The sequence below is a fragment of the Desulfosporosinus sp. genome, assembly GCF_014237355.1.
Classification (GTDB): domain Bacteria; phylum Bacillota; class Desulfitobacteriia; order Desulfitobacteriales; family Desulfitobacteriaceae; genus Desulfosporosinus.
The window spans coordinates 61,267-79,577 of sequence record NZ_JABZFS010000018.1; the positions used below are offsets into that span (position 1 = coordinate 61,267).

Sequence of the window (18,311 nt, forward strand, 5' to 3'; positions counted from 1 at the left end):
CAGGAGGAATAATAAAATGGTAGGTAAATCGGCGCTGTTAGTTGGTGCAAGTGGGTTGGTTGGTGGCGAATTACTCAATTGCTTATTGAATGGTACGGAATACTCAAGGGTCTTAATCTTTGTCCGTAAACCGACCGGTCTAAAACATCTAAAACTAGAGGAGCACTTAATTGAATTCAATAACTTGCCTTACTACAAAGAATTCTTTGAAGTCAATGATGTGTTCTGCTGTTTGGGAACAACGATAAAAAAAGCTAAGAGTCAGGCGGCGTTCAAAAAGGTCGATGTTGAATATCCTCTGGAATTAGCAAAGCTTGCAAAGGAAATGAAGGTTGAAAAATTCCTAGTCATCAGTTCAATGGGGGCAAACCCTAAGTCGCCAGTGTTCTATTCTCGTATGAAAGGTCTCCTCGAAGAAGAACTTAAAATGATATCGATTAAGTCTTTACATATCTTTCGACCTTCATTATTACTTGGCGATAGAAAAGAGTTTCGTATGGGTGAGTCGATATCGGCTTATTTAACCAAAGGAATTTCATTTATCTTCATAGGACCACTGAAAAAATATAAGCCTATAGACGCTAAAAGAGTGGCCAAAGGAATGTATAAGGCTGCTCAGAGTAGAAGTGAGGGAATATTTACGTATCTTTCCAATGAAATTTAAACAAGGAGATCAGGGCAAAATGAAAATACTATTCGTGGAAGACGATGGAATTATTGCGTCAGGTCTTTGCTACTCACTTACCCAAGAGGGATATCTTGTAACTCACTGTTTGGATGTCAAGTCTGCAAAAACTACAATTAATAAAAATAGCTTTGACTTAGCGATCCTTGACCTATCCCTTCCGGATGGAAGCGGCTATGATCTTTGCCAATTAATCAAGGCCAAGGAAGATATCCCGGTTATATTTTTAACGGCAATCGATGACGAGGTTAATGTCGTTATGGGGCTTGATATGGGCGCTGATGACTATATAACAAAGCCATTTCGAATAAGAGAGCTGCTCTCTCGTCTTAAATCTGTTACTCGCAGGTATGACAAGACAGAACTTGTAAAAACAGTTTATAAGTTTAGCAATCTTAAGATAGATACTGCTCAGGCAAAGGTCTATAAAGGAGAGCAGGAAATTGTATTAACCTCTCTTGAGTATCGCTTGCTCTTATTATTTGCTAATAACGAGGGACAAGTCCTTAGTCGTAATCAGCTTCTAGAAGGTCTCTGGGATTTTGCAGGGGAATTTGTCAATGATAATACCTTAACAGTCTATATTAAACGTCTGCGCGAAAAGATCGAGGATGATAGTCAGAACCCATCAATTATAAAAACGATTCGCAGAATCGGATATAAAGGGGGCAGCTAAGTTGCTGCGAAATAAAGAAATTAAACTATACATCACACTTCTGGCTTCAGTTACAATAGTAGGTTTTGTTGCCTGCTATTTTTTTAATCCCGTCCCAGGGATCATCGCCTTGTTAGCGTTGCTTTTAATGGGTGCCGTATCGTTCATGTTTACAAGATGGAGATATCGGCAAATAGAAAGGCTGACGGAATATCTAAAGCGAATTGCAGGCGGCGAATACTCACTTGATATTAGAGATAATGATGAAGGCGAACTTAGCATTCTTAAAAGTGAACTATATAAAGTAACAGTAACCCTCTCTGAGCAAGCGAGACTCTTGAAAAAAGACAAGCGTTATCTTGCAGATTCAATCTCAGATATTTCACATCAGCTGAAAACTCCTATCACCTCAATGTCTGTTATGACAGACCTGATTAGTGAAGAACACTTACCCCTGGATAAGCGTGTGGAATTCACACAAAATATTCGTTCACAGCTTGAAAGACTTCAATGGCTTGTGGCATCCCTGCTCAAGCTGTCTAAGATTGATGCAGGTACAATTACGTTTAAGAAAGAGCCTGTAAATGTACAAGACCTTATCTCACGGTCCATTGAACATTTACTAATCCCCATGGAAATAAAAGAGCAAACCCTTGAAATCAGTGGAGATGAGCATACTGAATTTAGGGGGGATTTTAATTGGTCGGCAGAAGCCTTGACAAATATTATTAAAAATTGTCTCGAGCATACACCTTGCGGTGGATTGATCGGTATTAGCTATAGTGAAACCCCAATTTATACCCTGATTAAGATATACGATCAGGGTAAGGGTATCCATAAGCATGACTTGCCCTACATATTTGATCGGTTTTATAAAGGGAGAAATGCGCACAGTGACAGTATTGGGATTGGGTTGGCCATGTCAAAAAGCATTGTCATAAACCAAGGTGGTAGTATAGAAGTTACCAGTGAAAAGGATCAAGGGACCCAATTTGTGATCAAGTTTTATAAAAGTATTGTGTGACAAAATTGTCACCCAACTAGTCACTGTAGAGCTATATTAGGCAGCTATACTAACATTAACATTATTGGAAATCGGAAAAGGAGTGGTTAGTATGGAAATATTAAGAGTAGAAAATCTGTCTAAAATCTATGGTAATGGTGAAACCGCCGTCATGGCACTTGATAATATTTCGTTTTCTGTAAGCAAAGGTGAATTTGTTGCAATTATTGGACCATCAGGTTCTGGGAAATCGACACTGCTGCATACCTTGGGTGGTGTGGATACACCCACAAGCGGCAAGGTATTAATTGAAACTACGGATGTTTATGCACTTGACGAAACAAAGCTGGCCATCTTTAGACGCAGACAAATCGGTCTTATTTATCAATTTTATAACCTTATACCCGTTCTGAGTGTAGAGGAAAACATTAACCTGCCATTATTGTTGGACGGGCGCAAGGCAGATAAAGAGCAGCTTAATGAAATAATCCGAACACTAGGTTTAACCGAGCGCTTAAACCATCTGCCCAATCAGCTTTCAGGAGGTCAACAGCAAAGAGTGTCAATAGGACGAGCCTTAATAAATAATCCTGCACTCATGTTGGCGGATGAACCTACAGGAAATCTTGACAGCAAAAGCAGTTATGAAATTATTGAGCTTCTTAAAATGTCCAATAAAACATTTCGACAAACCCTGATTGTAATTACCCATGATGAGCGTATAGCCCTACAGGCAGATCGAATCATGACCATAGAAGATGGGCGAATCACGAAGGATGAGGTGCTTCGTCGATGAACATTATTAATAAACTAACCATAAGACATTTGAAACAAAACAAACGACGAACCCTTGTAACAATCCTTGGAGTAATTATTTCAGTCGCCATGGTGACGGCGGTTGCAACTATTACTGTGTCTTTTATGGAATTATTGCAAAGGCAGACCATTGCCAGTGATGGAGAATGGCATGTTCTTTACAATGATGTGAACAAGGAGCAGCTCGAAGCGGTAAAGAACGATGAAGCAACGAAAACTCTTGTCATCTCAAGAGATCGTGGCTATGCTCTTTTAGAGGAAGGGCAAAATAGAAATAAGCCCTATTTATTTATCAAGGAGTATAATGCCGAAGGGTTTGAGCAGTTTCCCATTGAATTAAGTCAAGGGCGGCTTCCTCAGAAGGACAATGAAGTTGTCATTTCAGAAGAAATTGTGGAAAATGCCAAAGTAAACTACGAGATTGGGGATCGCTTAATACTTGATATTGGTAAACGGTTCAACAAAGACAGTGTTCAAGAACTTTTTCAGCGTGCCCCATTACAATTAGAGAATGGTAAAAAAACCGAAACATTAAAAGGTAGTATAACTAAGAGCTATACGGTTGTAGGAATTATCAAACGACCTACCTGGGAACCAACATGGGCAGCCGGGTATACGATTATAACCTATATCGATGAGAGCATGATAGGAGCAAATGAGACTGTTAATGCCTCGGTTGTACTAAATAAAGTTAAAAGCTCACTATACACTCATGCAGAAGAGCTAGCTAAGAAAAACCAAATTCAAGTCGATAAGATCCAATTTAATAACAGTTTACTGCGCTATTATGGGGTCACGAATAATGATAACTTGAACAACACTATCTATTCACTATCCGCGGTCATTATGGGGATCATTATTATAGGTGCTGTTTCGTTAATCTATAATGCCTTCGCTATTTCCGTGTCAGAACGTTCCCGTCATTTAGGCATGCTTTCCAGCGTGGGGGCTACGAAAAGGCAGAAAAGAAACTCGGTGTTATTTGAGGCAGCAATCATTGGTTTGATCAGTATCCCTCTTGGAATCCTTTGTGGTCTTGGCGGAATGGGCATTACCTTTTGGTTCGTAAACCCGATGATCCAAGGAGCGTTAAGAGGGGGAGTAACGTTAACGGTGTCCGTAACCCCTTTGTCGATTTTGGCTGCCTGTGTAATTTCAATGCTGACGATCTTCATTTCAGCGTATCTGCCAGCCAGAAAGGCATCTAAAATCTCTGCTATTGATGCGATTCGACAAACAGCCGATGTTAAGCTGACAGGTAAAGCAGTAAAAACGTCAAAGTTCATGCGCAAGCTATTCGGAATTGAAGCAGAAATAGGCTTAAAAAACTTAAAAAGAAACAAACGCAGGTACCAAGCAACGGTTTTTTCACTCGTCATAAGCATCGTTCTGTTTTTAGCAGTATCATTTTTTACCGCCAATTTAACAAAATCTCTAGAGCTCTCACAGGATGGCGTGAATTTTGATATTCAAGTATCAATGGATAACGAATATACAGAAACTGTTGATCAGTTGATGAAATCAATTGCTTCCCTAGATAATGTAACGGAATATAGTCTTATGAGAGAATTAACGTTGAACGCTTGGGTGAAGCAAGAGTCAATGGCCAAGGAATTACAAGATCCATTGAATAAAGATAAGAGTATGCTTGAGAATGGAAGATATCGTTACTACATCGATTTGCATGCTTTAAATGAGGAGAGTCTGCAAGCCTACGCGGATAAGATTGGTGCAGATTACGAACAGCTGGTAAATCCGGATAATTTAACTGGAATTGTGATAGAGACCATCCCGTATAAGGATAGGGAAGCAGAGAAATATGTAGAAACGAAGGCTATAAATACCAAAATAGGTGAAACCATTGATTTATTTTATACTGTTGGAGAGGCAGAAGAAGAGAGGCATTTAAATCAAATAGAAATCGCCGCCTTGACTGATCAATCGCCGATGGGGGTCTTTCCAGCAGGAGTAGGCGGTTTAACGATCATTGTCTCTGAACAAGTCCTGGATCAATTAATGGGTGATAAAGAGATTCCCAACGTTCATACGCGACTCTTACTGAAAAGTACTGATCCAATGGCGACTCAACACCAAATTGAGGATCTGAAGGAGAACAATCTTCTTATTTACAATGTTTACCGAAGCAGACAGCAAGAAGAACAGATGATCCTGTTTATGTCGGTGTTTACCTATGGCTTTATAGTATTAATTACGGCGATTTCGATTGCCAACATTTTTAATACGATCTCAACGAGTATTTCTCTTCGAAAGCGAGAATTCGCAATGCTAAAATCTGTGGGGATGACCCCAAAGGGCTTTAGTAAAATGATAAACTATGAAAGTATTTTTTATGGAATTAAGTCCTTGTTCTACGGACTTCCGATTAGCATAATCGTGATGTATTTAATCCATAGGTCATTGATGAACAGCTTTAGCTATAGCTTCGCCCTTCCTTGGATAAGCATTTTATATGTTATTGCGGCCGTGTTTATCATCGTTAGTTCAGCAATGCTGTACTCCAGCGCCAAAGTTAAGAAGGAAAATATTATTGATGCCCTCAAGCAGGAGAATATCTAGGGCCGCCGTCGACCGCAGTCCATTGCCGGTGAACGGCTGCTGGCTCATTCCTTTTAGTAAGCATTGAAGGCCTCTCGATCTAGATAACTAAAAAGGAGACTGTTAATATGATTTTTAGACAGGCACTGCCTCAAGAGATAGATTTAATATTTATTGAAGGTTATAAGGAGTGGAGCAAAAACAGGACGTTTGAACAATATCGTAGCGATAATGCCAAGGAGCATGCGTATGGTACAAGGTATGTCATAGATGTCAATAACGAAATAGTATGCTCTCTAATATTATTAAAATTGAAGGATATTATCGGAAAAAGAGTATATGGCATAGGGTCTGTTTTAACTCCAAAAAGTCATGCCGGCAAAGGTTATGCAAAGGAATTGTTGAAAAACTGCATAAAAGAAAAAGAAGATACTTTTATTTTTTTGTTCTCAGATATAAACCCTAAGTTTTATGAAAAATTTAGCTTTAGAATATTACCTTCTAAATTTCAAAAATATGAAAAAAGCATCTGCATGGTATATTGTAATGACGATAGCTGGAATGAACTTTTAAATTGTTCTATAGATTCACTCCCGGACTATTTTTGAAGCTATTAAATATTACATATGTCGGCCAGTTTTTTCAAGCTTCTTCGCGTCTTAATTGACAAAAAGAAGGAAACTAAAGAAAATTGAAGAAAAGAGGTTTAAAGGGGGATGCAAAATGAGTGAAGAGACAAAGAATCTAAGTTGCGCAGACTGTGGATCTGTAAACTGCTATAGGAGAGAAAAAAGCTTTCCGCAATTCTGCCTTACAACGAATACTGATAATGAAATGATCGAAGAAGCGAATGGGCTTTATCTAAAGGATGAGTTCGTTTCCAAGTTCTCCCATGCGGCAGCAGAGATTGAGGGGACATACTTTGGTAAGATAACTCGTGTAGAGGAAATTGTTCTATTTGCTAAAAGAATTGGTGCAAAAAAAATCGGGATCGCAACCTGTGTTGGTTTAATGAGTGAAGCTAAAACCTTTGCAAAAATACTTAATTCAAAAGGGCTGGAAAGTTATTGTGTGATCTGCAAAGTAAGCTCAACTGACAAAACAGAAATTGGGATAGACGAAACGTTTAAAATAAAAAAAGATAGTCATGAATCCTTATGTAATCCTGTTTTGCAAGCAAAGTTACTTAATAAAGAGAAGACAGACTTAAATGTGATAGTGGGGCTTTGTGTTGGTCATGACTCAATATTTATTAAGTTCTCTGAGGCACCTGTGACAACTCTTATTACTAAGGATCGAGTACTTGCTCATAATCCTGCAGGAGCATTATATACCAGCGGATTTTACTATACGAGATTGCTTGAGGAAAATGATAGAAATAAAGAACATACCCCATAATTTAAATTACGAGTGTTCGGGTATGGATAATACGATTGCCAATGCTGGACGAATTTGCATAACAGACGTGCTAATCTGTAATATGATTTGCACTTCTGTTCTTGTTGTCCAGAAAATCAGGATCTATGGTTGACATTCGATGCAATAGGTAATATATTATGTATATAGGTAACATGTTACCTATTTAAACGTAAGGGTTTATTAGAAACCTTCCGAGGTCCCTGATACCTTTCAGAAAAGGGGTGGTAACGTGGATATTTTAGAACAGCAAAGGTTTATTTTCGGCAGCTTGTTTCTGATCCCCAATAAACTGCAGGTAATCGTAGATCGTACTCTGGCTAAACATGAACTGACTGCAAAACAGTGGTTTCTTACAGCCATGATCGAGAAATTGAGTCAATCATCACCTACCTTAATGGAGGTGGCAGAAGCTATGGGGAGTTCTTATCAGAATGTAAAGTCGATTGCCTTGAAACTACAAGAGAAGAATTTTCTGGTCTTGGAAAAGGACCCAGAGGATCGCAGGGTTACTCGGTTAAGATTAACGGAGAAGTCGGCGGACTTTTGGGATAAACACCAAGAAGAAGGTATACAGTTGGTTGCTGAATTATTTTCTGATTTTACTCCAGACGAGGTAGCTTCGCTGTACAAAGGATTAATGAAAATGAACCAAAAGTTGCAAGAGCTAGAATAAGCTCTTTTGGTCATGAGTATAAGAGTTTGAAGATTTAAATTAAAAAAGAGGGGAAATATGTATGGAAAAAAGGTATCTAATATCGGTTATATTGATCTTAGGAATCTTTTTAGTTGCAGGGCTTTTGTATAAATCAAAAGAACTCAAAAAGGCCTATCAAGGGGATGTTCAGCAAGGACTTCAACAGATACGCCCTTTGGATAATTCAATCCTCACGGTAGACGATACAAGGGACTTGCCCTTGCCAGTTCAAAAGTATCTTGCCTATACTGGTGTTATCGGGAAGGAAAAGGTTCAGAACGTGCGCATTGTCTGTGAAGGCAAGTTTAGACCAGATCCCAAAAAAGGATTGGTTCCCATGGTCTCTGAACAATACAATTATTTTGATAAACCCTCCCGCTTTTACTACATCAAATTAAAAATGTTTGGCATACCAGTGGTCGGAGTGCATTCATATAAAGATGCCACGGCGTCAATGCGTATTAAGATCGCATCACTTTTTAAAGTTGCGGATGCGAAGGGTGAGATTATGAATAAGGCAGAAACAGTGACGATATTTAACGATATGTGTTTACTAGCCCCAGCCAGCCTTATTGATAAGAGGATCAAGTGGGAAACAATTGATCCATTGACAGTCAAAGCTACGTTCACCAATAATGAAAACACCATTTCCGCGCATTTATATTTCAATGAAAAGGGTGAAATAGTCAATTTTGTTTCGGATGATCGTTGCCTTACGACCACAGGAGAAGAATTTCGTCAAGCAAGATGGTCTACTCCGGTAAGAGATTATAAGGACTTCAATGGTGTGAAGCTGGCAAGTTATGGGGAAGCCGTTTGGAATTTACCTGAGGGAGATTATTGTTACGGACAGATAAACATTAAAGAGGTTGTTCCTAATTTTTATAGCTTTAAACAACAATACTAAAGGACTGGGCGTCTATGTTCTTTCTGGTACAAACTTTTTGAATACTAAGAAGACTTATGACTAAGCTTCGCATAAGCCTTCTCAGGTAAAATGCTTTTAGACTAGGAAGAAAGGTAGATTAGAACTATTTAAAAACTCCGAGAATTGAAGCAACTGACCTATTAATTGGTACATTCAGTTCAACAATTCGGAAAGAGCAAGTTTGTAACCTTAAATTAGGTGCAACTTGTTCTTTTTATATTGTGTTGACATAACTGCTCACTCTGTATATACTGTATATATACAGAGTGAGCATAACAAACAGTTAAAGTACACGATTGTTACCCATCCCTCATGATCTACATTCCTAAAGGAGGAAGTAGTTTGGCTATGAATATTATTATTTCCAATTCTTCGCCTGAACCTATCTATCAACAGATTGTCACGCAGTTGAAACAACTCATCTTGGAAGGTGATCTAAAGGAAGCAGAGGGGTTACCATCCATTCGCACTCTCGCAAAGGAGTTGCAGATTAGCGTGATCACCACAAAGAGAGCCTATGAGGAGCTAGAGCGAGATGGTTACATTGAAACCGTTGCGGGTAAAGGGTCATTTGTTGCCGCACAAAACAAAGAATTATTAAGAGAAAAGAGACTGCGTGTTGTTGAAGAAAAGGTGGCGGATGCTATTGCCGCCTCCAAAACAGCAGGCTTAAATCAGCAAGATCTCTTAGAAATGTTCAAGTTACTCTACGAGGAAATCTAGAGTTTGTCATCTATTTCAACATAAAATTGATTATGGATGGAGAGAGGGTATAAGAATGAACAAGGAGTCTCTAAAACTAAGAAAAACTGAATCCTTAAAAGATGTAGACTACATCCTATCGGTTGACGACCTATCCAAACGTTATAAGAATTTCTCCCTTAATAAGGTTAGTTTTCAGTTGCCGCGTGGGTATATTATGGGGTTTATCGGCCCAAACGGATCGGGAAAAAGCACGACAATTAAACTAATTATGAACTTGCTGAATAGGGACAGCGGAGAGATTAAGGTGTTTGGCCTGGATAACTTAAGAGATGAACTTCTGATTAAGGATCGTATAGCCTTCGTCTATGACGAAAATCACTATTACGATGAGCTAACGATACGAGATATGGCCAAATTCGTTTCTTCCTTTTATAAACATTGGGAAACCCCTGTCTTTAAAAAATATTTAAGAGATTTCGATCTCGACTCGAAGCAGAGGATTAAGGAACTTTCTAAAGGGATGAAAATGAAGCTTTCTCTGGCAATCGCGCTCTCCCATCAGGCGGAGCTTCTGATCATGGATGAGCCTACAGCTGGACTTGACCCTCTGGTACGTGCCGAACTGGTGGACATTTTATCAAGCTTAATCCAAGATGAACGGAAATCTGTCTTTTTTTCCACCCACATCACCTCGGATCTTGATAAAATAGCGGATTATGTGACTTTTATCCATAATGGTAAAATAGTCGTAAGTGCCCCTAAAGATGACCTTTTGGATCAATACGGTATAGTCAAAGGTGCTAATACTTTGCTCAACGAAGAAACTAAAACTCTTTTCGTTGGGATTAAACCCAATCAATTTGGGTTCCAAGGATTAGTTCGAGATCATGAGAAAGCCCGCCGCTTATTTAAGGAGCAAGCTATTATAGAGAAACCATCCTTAGAAGATATTATGCTTTATACTGTAAAGGGGGAGCAATTATGAGCAGCATATATAAACTATTATTAAAAGATTTCCTCCTATTAAAAAAAGTTCTTTGGTTTCCTTTTATTTATGCCTTTGGAATGTCAGTTGCCTTCAGCGACACGTATGCAGGAGCCTTAAGCGCATCGACGATTGGGGTATCTTATATGCTCATGATTCAAGCTTGTGCCCGAGACGAGAAAAACAAATCCGAATTAATGTTAAATAGTCTTCCCATACGCAGACGAGATATCGTCTTAGCTAAGTATTTATCAATTATCCCCTATGCAATTATCGGGATTTTAGCGTATTTATTAACCCAAGGTATTATATATGTCACTGGATTCCCGATCACGTTAAGTAATCTGTCTTTTGAAGTAGTATTTGGAGTTCACATTGCAATAATTGGGATGATTTCAATCTATTTCCCTATTTACTTCAAACTTGGCTACCTTCGTTCTAATATCGTAGCCACAATCCTTTTCTTAGGAGGCTTTTTCTTAACTATTGCCCTAATTAGGAACGGACTGCGAGGAATTTACAGCCCGTATACTCAAAATGCCCTCAATAGAGTGGGAAATTGGGTGCAAACTCAAACGGATTGGCAAATCATTAGTTATTTGATCGTTCTGATGTTAATTACTTTAGCCACTTCGTTTTTCCTTTCCTTACGGTTTTATGCTAAAAGAGAATTTTAGATTATTCTTCTTAATAAATAGCGGTAGTATAACAAGAACAACCCAGAGATTGCCTGGGTTGTTTTTGATCGTGACAATGATTATGCACTGAAATCGGTTAGATTACTAACCTTGTGGATAGGGCAACTGGACTTTATATTTTGTAAATACGTCAACTGTATCTGCAATTTGTTGGGGAGTGGCCATATCGGCCTGGTATTCTCCGAGGTTGAATACTTCTTCAAAAAGGTGACGCTGAACCTGCTTTAAATTATTTAGGTTTTGTATCAAGACATTGTACAACTGCTCGTCAAGTATCTCTTTGGACCCGGTAGTATATCCTTCAATATTGTACTTTTCACTTAAAAGAGCATCGTTTAACCTATCCCGCAAGTTAAATGAGGGATCTTTCTCTTTCGGGAGAACTGGGGACTTATCTTTTCCGATTTTCTGTACCCCAAATGGGCTTGTTACCATTGAGTTATTATCAATCATTGTACCATCCCTCCTTGGTTGGGTTGTTGCTGGAGGTAAGTTAGTAGGTTTAAATAGTTTTGCTGATGGATTTGCCCGGCGTTATTAAACACTCCCTTAAATACGGGATCTACTTCCTGGTTCGCATATTGATTACACTTTTTCACCATAAGCAGTTCCCAAGATAGAAAATCTTTAACGTAATTGAGTTCTTTGACGGATAGGTTAGACACAAGACACACCTCCAAGTTTTTTGGTAAAGATTTTACATTACCTAGTATTGTTTTTGTGGAATCGAGGTTCTTAAAACAGAAAACGCCATCGTTCAAAGTTTATAGAAAATCTTCCTAATTGAGTCCTAGTTAGGACTAGAATATCCTTCTAAGAATTTTTTATCCTCTTTTAAGGGCTATTACGGAACAATAAGAAATGTGGGTGTCACTAATTATCATTTGTTTAACCTTTGGCTTAAAAGAGATTAGAACGAACAAAGAGAAAATGAATGTTATGACTGGATTTTTACGATTTTTCTAATTTCATGCCACAATTTATACAATAGTTAGCCCTTTCGTTTTCAATTATTAAACGGCAGCTGGGGCAAGTTTGCCCGGTGGAATTTGCTGATCTATTTCTCGTCAATTCTGCCGATACAATTCCTGTCGGAACTGCGATTACCCCATAACCGAGGAGCATCAGCAAAGAAGCGACTATCCTTCCAAGTGGAGTGACTGGTGTTATATCTCCAAAGCCGACGGTAGTAAGGGTTACAATAGCCCAGTAAACAGAGACAGGGATACTATTAAAACCACTGACCTCTCCCTCAATTAGATACATTAGCGTTCCGACGATCACGACGATAATCAAAACAGCTTCCAGGAAGACAGTAATTTTATATCGGCTAGCTTTAAGTGCGTTCAATAAAGAATAAGATTCACCAATATACTTGCCGAGATTTAGGATTCTGAAAATTCTCAACAAACGAAATGTCCTTAAGATTAACGCGAATTGACTGCCTTCGATAAAAATGCTTAAGTAAGCAGGTAGTATAGCGAGTAAATCTATAATACCAAAGAAGCTCTTCATATATTTAAACTTATTTCTCACGATGGATATTCTGATGATATATTCTAACGTAAATAGTACCGTTATTATCCATTCAATTTTGAAAAGGTACTTAAGAAATGCTGTTGACAAACCTGGCAAAGTTTCTAAAAAGATTATTAGAATACTCATTAGTATCAGCCATAAAAGTACAATGTCGAAAGCCCTTCCTGCCTTATTGTCTGCCCGAAAGATAATTATAAATAATTTTTCTCTTATAGATAGATTTTTTACAGATTTTTCCCTTTTGATATTTCTCATTTCTTAACCTCTATAACGCAAAAAGATAATGGAATTTATGATAAAGGTTTAATTTCTCAGACGTATATCAACTGGAAGAAACCATTTTAAAAAATACCTTTCAAATGATTTCCAATAAATAAAAACAGGCTCATTTCTATTTCCTATGTTTATCCTTTTCAGTAATCTCTTCAATTAGTTCCTTTGAGAATTCTTCTACCAAGCGTGATTGGTATCCTATCTTATTTAGTCGTTTATTAAGTGTAGTTCTTTGTGGAGAAACTTTTATAATTTTTATAGCTAAATAAGCTAAGGCATAAACGCCGGTCATTATTAGCCCGGCTACAAGCCCTGATCCCTGACCTTGAATAAATGGCATACTTAAAATAACAACAATCATACTGAATAAAACAACCCAAGAGGTGTATGGATAACCGGGCATCTGACACTTGCCTTCAGGGGGACAACCATGTCTTTTGCGAAATCGTATATGGGTTGCCATGATAACGGTATAGGTAAATAGTAAGGCAAAACCACCTGAACTTATTAAAAATAGATAAACTCTTGGGAGCAGAAGGCCAAGACCTAATCCTAAAAGCATAGCTAAACCGGAAAAGAGTATTCCACGATACGGAACATCCCTTTCATCCTTTAACCATTTTGGAGCAAGACCTTCATTTGCCAGAGATCGCATCATTCTTCCAATCCCAAACATAGCCGCTAACATTGTCGAAAGTATCGCTGTAATTAGTACCAGATTAATAGCTGTACCGGCCCACCCGATTCCCCATCTATTCAGAGCAGCAACCATGGGACTCAAATCTTCACTAAGATTAGCGGTAGGAATTAGGGGAAGGAGTAGAGCAATTGAAATTACATAAAATCCGACTAAGCATAAAACTGTATAGGTAATTGCTTTGGGAACGGTTTTTCTAGGATTCTCCGTTTCGGAAGCAGCTAGTCCAATTATTTCAAAGCCCGCATAGGAAAACATCACGATTAGCATACTCCCGGCAATACCTTTGCCCCCTCCCGGCATCAAAGGTTCTCGAACTAATTCCCCGGCGCCTATGGATGAGATTCCAGGGATCATTCCTATGATTAAAAGTAAGGCTAAAATGATGAAAGAAGCTATGGCCAGGAGTTTAACTGCAGCGAGACTGCTTTCCAGTTTGCTCAGCTTATCTGCTCCTAATAAATTCAACAAGGTGACACTTATTATAGTTAGGCTTCCCAGCAATGAAAAAGAGATATTGGGAATCCATTTAGAAACTAAGATTGATACCGCAGTAGCTTCACTAGACATTGCTAGAACCATTCCAGACCAGTACACCCAACCCACAACGAACCCGACTCCCTGTCCAAACGACTGGGCTGCAAATGTTCTAAAAGAGCCTACATCAGGGTTTGCAACTGTCATCTCTGATAAGGCAAATAGAATGAAATAGACTAACGCTCCTCCCAATATAAAGGATATTATTACGGAGGGTCCTGCAGCATGAATAGCTACCGATGAACCAATGAAAAAAGAACCTCCAATTACAGTTCCTAAGGCCATCATTGTAAGTTGCCAGGCAGATAATCCTTTTCTTTTCTTCATATCATATTCTCCAATACTTAAGCACAAGTTTCTCCGAATTTATTATGTCTAGATATTAATAAATACATTCCGACCCCTAACAGTTCACAAGTTCTGTAGTTTTCTTTCTTTACGCAAATGAATTGATATAGTTTAAGTAAAATAAGATGACCCGTGGGAGATACAAGCAAGTATCCCCCACGGGTTTTTACATAAGATTGGATTATTGAAACTTCATCATATTTTTCGTTCCAGGGCCAAGGATACTGGGAGCAATAGCTCATGGGAAAGTAGGATCCAAACGGCAGGAGAATTCGTCTCGGGACGCCGTTTGGCGAAAGTCTCCACTGGAGACTTTCGTATCGCCAGGTAACAAGCGAAGAACTATCTCTAACGAGGTAGTTCTTCTGTGTATCATAATACAGATAGAGGTTATTTATGGAAAAAGCCTACTGGGAAGAGTGTATTGGATAATATGGTCACAAATTAGATAGTGGTAAGGATAGATAAAATCTGGTTCCTTCTTCAGGTTTACTTGTTACCCAGACACGACCATTGTGATATTCAACTATTTCTTTGGCAATGGATAGACCCAATCCGCTACCGCTACCAGATGTCCTTGATTTAGAACCTGTAAAAAAGCGATTGAATACATGGGGAAGGTCTGCTGTAGCAATTCCCGACCCATTGTCTGTAATTGTTATGACAATTTCCATATTACTTAGAAAATAATCTAAAGTAATTGTGCCTTCATTAGGTGTATGTTTGATGGCATTATAGATAATGTTAGCAATAGCCCGATCTATTCGATCAATGTCCACTTCTACAGTGGAGGAATCCGAAGAGTAGGCACTCTTATTTGCAGGCAGTAGTATGAAATTGATTCCAGCGCGTTGTACATCAAGAAGATATTTATCATAAATTTTCTGTATCAACTTTTCTACCGAGATCACATGAACTTCTAACTTCAATTTCCTAGATTCTAGTTGAATTAAATCAAAAAGTTCTTGAGTTAAATTGTTGAGACCAGTTATTCTCTCTCTAATTCGATGTAGATATCTTTCTAGTTGTTCTGGGTCCTTAACTATACCGTCTAAAATGGCGTTAATGTATCCTAAAACGGAGGTCATTGGGCTGCGTAAGTCATGGGAAATGTTAGTTAGTAAGTCTGTACGTAATTTTTCTGATTTTGATAAGTTATGGTAGGCCTTCTTCAATTCTAGATTAGTGCTTTCCAGGGCATTTGTTCTCTCTTGTACTTTAGCTTCTAGACTTTCATTTAATTGTTGAAGGTTTGCAGTCATCTCTTCGATACTTGAGAAAGCACGTGAAAACTTTCTAGATAAAATAAGAGATTGAGAAAATACAAAGATCAAAAATCCCCATGAAGATAGACTGACTGAAACAAGGCTTTTGCTTAGATAAATTAGTGAGCTTTCGTAAAGAATATCGTTTATGATCGTGCCACAAAAAAGAACGACAGCTAAACCTATAGCAATTGCCCCTTCTCTTTTCCGTAAACATGCTAAGACCAAAGCATAAAGTAAATAAATGATTGTAATAACTACATAAATTTGATAGATAATATTGTACTGGCCATAGACTCTAACTGGATTGAATAACACTAGTGCACTAAAGATAAGGCCAGAAACAATAGATAGTTGTATTATTTTACTTGAAATTTCTCTAGGTAAAATGGATTTCAAATATAGGATGAACATAGGAGTACCTAAATAAAAAGTTAGATATTCTACCTTAAGTGCCATTTCCCAATCTAAATAGGGGAATAATTTGAACACAAACATATTCCCAACAAAAAGCACTCTGATTCCGATCATGGTGCTAAAAGCTCCAAAGTAAAGGTTAGACCTCTCTTTTCTTCTAAAGACAAAGAATACTAAGTGGTAGAGCCCTACAACAAAAAGACTACCAAAAACAAAAAGATCAAATGCTAAATGCCAACTTTCGCTCATTTTGATTTGACTTTCGGTTCCTAGCTTTAGATTTTCAAGTATTCCCCCAGTATGATGGTGGAAATTTGATATTTGTATAATCAATTCTAAATTCCCTTGGCTAGAATTAAAAAAGACCAGCCTTGCTTGGGACTGAGGAATTGATGTATCCGCATTTACTCCCACCTTACCGTTAGTGGCTAACAAATCTTCATTTACCCACAGCTTATAGGCCGTTGATATTTTCGGGATCTCAAGTCCGAGTAATCTATTTTTCTGATTAGTAGTTACTATTAATCTGTAAGTTGCAAAACCGTCTCCGGTTAGATCTATAGGATCATTATTATAATTCCACGCATCGGGTACCTTGATATATTCCGGTATTAGGGTTTTATGTTCAGAAAAATCCTCTGGGTCAACAAGCTGTTCCCAATAAAATTCCCAGGTGCCTTTCAGGTTAATTATCCCGTCTTTTTCCAAATCCCAAGCAGAAAGATCAAGATTCCCCTTGGTTGCCTTAGGTAGATTTTCTTGATTAGTTTGTTTCGCACAACCTGTTATTAAAACTAATACTACAAAAATCAAAAAATAGTTATAAAGCGTTTTATTTGCTACTTTCAAGCTAATACTACCTTCTTAATTTATAAAATCAGCGGTGAGACTTCTACTTTTAATTGGGAGTGGTTCCTTGGACTCGATTACTATAATTGTTATAGGGGGGCAATTTTAAACTAAACAAAATTTGTACCCAATTCCTTTAATAGTCTGAATAAAAACAGGGTTTTTAGAATCTTGTTTTAACTTTTTGCGGATATTGCTGATGTGAACCATCACGGTTCTGTGATCGCCAAAACTATCCGTACCCCAAAGAGATTTAAATAGTTGTTCATTACTAAATACTGTGTTGGGGTTTTGGGCTAATAATTCCAGTAATTGAAACTCTTTAGGGGATAGAATAACATTCTGTCCATTTACGACAACTGAATAACGGTTTAAATCAATAGTCAAGCCAGGATAACATATTAACTGAGTTTTGGTATTTAAGCTATTTGAACTTTCTAAAATACGATTTCTACGTAAATGGGCCTTTACCCTTGCTAGTAGTTCGATAGCATCGAAGGGTTTACTCATATAATCGTCACCGCCGGCTATCAAACCGATGGATTTATCGGTTGGTGTAGATTTACAGCTAAGAAAAATGATCGGTGTCGATTGGTTTTTACGTAACTCTTGACATACTTCTATTCCGTCCAAATCAGGTAGCATCATGTCAAGTATAATTAAATCTGGATTTACTGAATTTGCATAGGCAAGTGCTTGGGTGCCATCAAAAGCTGAAATTACTTGAAATCCTTCGTTTTCTAAGTACATGGTAATGATCTCTCTGATATCATCATCGTCATCAACTACTAATATAGTTTCTCCTGCCAATGCTTACACCTCCTTAGGTTTAAATCGAATACAGTATCTGGGTTTGTCACAATTTCTTTAACAATAGCAAGACCTAAACTACTACTGTGATGACTCGCTGGACGTGCTTTGGAAACCATGTAGAATCTGTCCAACATTTACAACATAAAGAAAACTTTAGGTTTCCTTTATGTTGTGTTAAGCTGCAAGTCTGACATTTTATGATAAAATTTGCATATAAATTAATATTTTAGGCTTTAAATCTATTATATCACACATAATATTGCAAAATTTGCGTTATTCCTAAAGAAATCTTATCGATAGAGTTTTTGTTGAAGGTCCCATTTTGCCTTGAGGGTGATAAATTTCATTATCCAGTTATCCATAAATTAGCTTGAATGAATAATTGCATATGATTTAAGTAGTTGGGTCAAAAATCTAAAGCAGCTAAAG

At 37.9% G+C, this 18,311-nt stretch carries 18 protein-coding genes; 12 read left to right on the forward strand and 6 right to left on the reverse strand.

What is annotated here, in order from left to right:
- Nucleotides 1-16 precede the first annotated feature (16 nt).
- The 12 genes from HGJ98_RS04410 (at nucleotide 17) to HGJ98_RS04465 (ending at nucleotide 11,123) form a co-directional block, all read left to right on the forward strand.
- On the forward strand, nucleotides 17-664 hold the full coding sequence (locus HGJ98_RS04410) for an oxidoreductase (RefSeq protein WP_291349844.1): 648 nt from the start codon (nucleotides 17-19) through the stop codon (nucleotides 662-664).
- A 19-nt stretch (nucleotides 665-683) separates the two neighbouring features.
- A complete protein-coding gene (locus tag HGJ98_RS04415; RefSeq protein ID WP_291349845.1) occupies nucleotides 684-1,361 on the forward strand; it encodes a response regulator transcription factor in 678 nt (225 codons plus the stop codon).
- 1 nt (nucleotide 1,362) lies between these two features.
- Nucleotides 1,363-2,364 carry a HAMP domain-containing sensor histidine kinase gene (locus HGJ98_RS04420; RefSeq protein WP_291349846.1) on the forward strand — a complete coding sequence of 334 codons (1,002 nt, stop codon included), beginning with the start codon at nucleotides 1,363-1,365 and terminating at the stop codon, nucleotides 2,362-2,364.
- A 91-nt stretch (nucleotides 2,365-2,455) separates the two neighbouring features.
- On the forward strand, nucleotides 2,456-3,139 hold the full coding sequence (locus HGJ98_RS04425) for an ABC transporter ATP-binding protein (RefSeq protein ID WP_291349847.1): 684 nt from the start codon (nucleotides 2,456-2,458) through the stop codon (nucleotides 3,137-3,139).
- Complete coding sequence (locus HGJ98_RS04430) at nucleotides 3,136-5,736, forward strand: ABC transporter permease (RefSeq protein ID WP_291349848.1); 2,601 nt, start codon at nucleotides 3,136-3,138, stop codon at nucleotides 5,734-5,736. Before HGJ98_RS04425 ends, HGJ98_RS04430 begins: the two co-directional genes overlap by 4 nt.
- Before the next feature lie 107 nt (nucleotides 5,737-5,843).
- A complete protein-coding gene (locus HGJ98_RS04435) occupies nucleotides 5,844-6,323 on the forward strand; it encodes a GNAT family N-acetyltransferase (protein ID WP_291349849.1) in 480 nt (159 codons plus the stop codon).
- Between the two features lie 115 nt (nucleotides 6,324-6,438).
- Entirely contained in the window at nucleotides 6,439-7,113 is a 675-nt protein-coding gene (locus tag HGJ98_RS04440) for a DUF1847 domain-containing protein (protein ID WP_291349850.1), read from the forward strand.
- A 250-nt stretch (nucleotides 7,114-7,363) separates the two neighbouring features.
- Nucleotides 7,364-7,807: a MarR family transcriptional regulator gene (locus HGJ98_RS04445; protein ID WP_291349851.1), complete on the forward strand. Its 444-nt coding sequence runs from the start codon at nucleotides 7,364-7,366 to the stop codon at nucleotides 7,805-7,807.
- A gap of 61 nt (nucleotides 7,808-7,868) precedes the next feature.
- Complete coding sequence (locus HGJ98_RS04450; RefSeq protein ID WP_291349852.1) at nucleotides 7,869-8,735, forward strand: DUF6544 family protein; 867 nt, start codon at nucleotides 7,869-7,871, stop codon at nucleotides 8,733-8,735.
- Between the two features lie 369 nt (nucleotides 8,736-9,104).
- Entirely contained in the window at nucleotides 9,105-9,479 is a 375-nt protein-coding gene (locus HGJ98_RS04455) for a GntR family transcriptional regulator (protein WP_291349863.1), read from the forward strand.
- A 55-nt stretch (nucleotides 9,480-9,534) separates the two neighbouring features.
- The gene (locus tag HGJ98_RS04460; RefSeq protein WP_291349853.1) at nucleotides 9,535-10,446 is read left to right on the forward strand and encodes an ABC transporter ATP-binding protein; all 912 of its coding nucleotides are present in this window, start codon (nucleotides 9,535-9,537) and stop codon (nucleotides 10,444-10,446) included.
- On the forward strand, nucleotides 10,443-11,123 hold the full coding sequence (locus tag HGJ98_RS04465; RefSeq protein ID WP_291349854.1) for an ABC-2 transporter permease: 681 nt from the start codon (nucleotides 10,443-10,445) through the stop codon (nucleotides 11,121-11,123). Before HGJ98_RS04460 ends, HGJ98_RS04465 begins: the two co-directional genes overlap by 4 nt.
- Before the next feature lie 105 nt (nucleotides 11,124-11,228).
- Here the strand turns inward: HGJ98_RS04465 and HGJ98_RS04470 are convergent, their stop codons facing one another.
- From HGJ98_RS04470 to HGJ98_RS04495, 6 genes are all read right to left on the reverse strand, one after another.
- Nucleotides 11,229-11,597 carry a spore coat protein gene (locus HGJ98_RS04470; protein WP_291349855.1) on the reverse strand — a complete coding sequence of 123 codons (369 nt, stop codon included), beginning with the start codon at nucleotides 11,595-11,597 and terminating at the stop codon, nucleotides 11,229-11,231.
- Nucleotides 11,594-11,809, reverse strand: a complete 216-nt coding sequence (locus tag HGJ98_RS04475; protein WP_291349856.1) for a hypothetical protein — start codon at nucleotides 11,807-11,809, stop codon at nucleotides 11,594-11,596. The genes HGJ98_RS04470 and HGJ98_RS04475 overlap by 4 nt, the downstream gene beginning before the upstream one ends.
- A gap of 286 nt (nucleotides 11,810-12,095) precedes the next feature.
- Nucleotides 12,096-12,938: an ion transporter gene (locus tag HGJ98_RS04480; protein ID WP_291349857.1), complete on the reverse strand. Its 843-nt coding sequence runs from the start codon at nucleotides 12,936-12,938 to the stop codon at nucleotides 12,096-12,098.
- 136 nt (nucleotides 12,939-13,074) lie between these two features.
- Nucleotides 13,075-14,517, reverse strand: a complete 1,443-nt coding sequence (locus HGJ98_RS04485) for an amino acid permease (protein ID WP_291349858.1) — start codon at nucleotides 14,515-14,517, stop codon at nucleotides 13,075-13,077.
- Nucleotides 14,518-14,975: 458 nt separating this feature from the next.
- On the reverse strand, nucleotides 14,976-17,069 hold the full coding sequence (locus tag HGJ98_RS04490) for a cell wall metabolism sensor histidine kinase WalK (RefSeq protein WP_291349859.1): 2,094 nt from the start codon (nucleotides 17,067-17,069) through the stop codon (nucleotides 14,976-14,978).
- A gap of 105 nt (nucleotides 17,070-17,174) precedes the next feature.
- Nucleotides 17,175-17,879 carry a response regulator transcription factor gene (locus HGJ98_RS04495; protein WP_291349860.1) on the reverse strand — a complete coding sequence of 235 codons (705 nt, stop codon included), beginning with the start codon at nucleotides 17,877-17,879 and terminating at the stop codon, nucleotides 17,175-17,177.
- Nucleotides 17,880-18,311: the final 432 nt, after the last annotated feature.

Excerpts from the sequence above, each read along its gene's own strand:
- HGJ98_RS04485 (WP_291349858.1), bottom strand. The coding sequence starts at position 14,517 with ATGAAGAAAAGAAAAGGATTATCTGCCTGGCAACTTACAATGATGGCC.
- HGJ98_RS04415 (WP_291349845.1), top strand. The coding sequence starts at position 684 with ATGAAAATACTATTCGTGGAAGACGATGGAATTATTGCGTCAGGTCTT.
- HGJ98_RS04470 (WP_291349855.1), bottom strand. The coding sequence starts at position 11,597 with ATGATTGATAATAACTCAATGGTAACAAGCCCATTTGGGGTACAGAAA.
- HGJ98_RS04460 (WP_291349853.1), top strand. The coding sequence starts at position 9,535 with ATGAACAAGGAGTCTCTAAAACTAAGAAAAACTGAATCCTTAAAAGAT.
- HGJ98_RS04450 (WP_291349852.1), top strand. The coding sequence starts at position 7,869 with ATGGAAAAAAGGTATCTAATATCGGTTATATTGATCTTAGGAATCTTT.
- HGJ98_RS04410 (WP_291349844.1), top strand. The coding sequence starts at position 17 with ATGGTAGGTAAATCGGCGCTGTTAGTTGGTGCAAGTGGGTTGGTTGGT.
- HGJ98_RS04435 (WP_291349849.1), top strand. The coding sequence starts at position 5,844 with ATGATTTTTAGACAGGCACTGCCTCAAGAGATAGATTTAATATTTATT.
- HGJ98_RS04425 (WP_291349847.1), top strand. The coding sequence starts at position 2,456 with ATGGAAATATTAAGAGTAGAAAATCTGTCTAAAATCTATGGTAATGGT.
- HGJ98_RS04480 (WP_291349857.1), bottom strand. The coding sequence starts at position 12,938 with ATGAGAAATATCAAAAGGGAAAAATCTGTAAAAAATCTATCTATAAGA.
- HGJ98_RS04465 (WP_291349854.1), top strand. The coding sequence starts at position 10,443 with ATGAGCAGCATATATAAACTATTATTAAAAGATTTCCTCCTATTAAAA.
- HGJ98_RS04455 (WP_291349863.1), top strand. The coding sequence starts at position 9,105 with ATGAATATTATTATTTCCAATTCTTCGCCTGAACCTATCTATCAACAG.
- HGJ98_RS04430 (WP_291349848.1), top strand. The coding sequence starts at position 3,136 with ATGAACATTATTAATAAACTAACCATAAGACATTTGAAACAAAACAAA.
- HGJ98_RS04440 (WP_291349850.1), top strand. The coding sequence starts at position 6,439 with ATGAGTGAAGAGACAAAGAATCTAAGTTGCGCAGACTGTGGATCTGTA.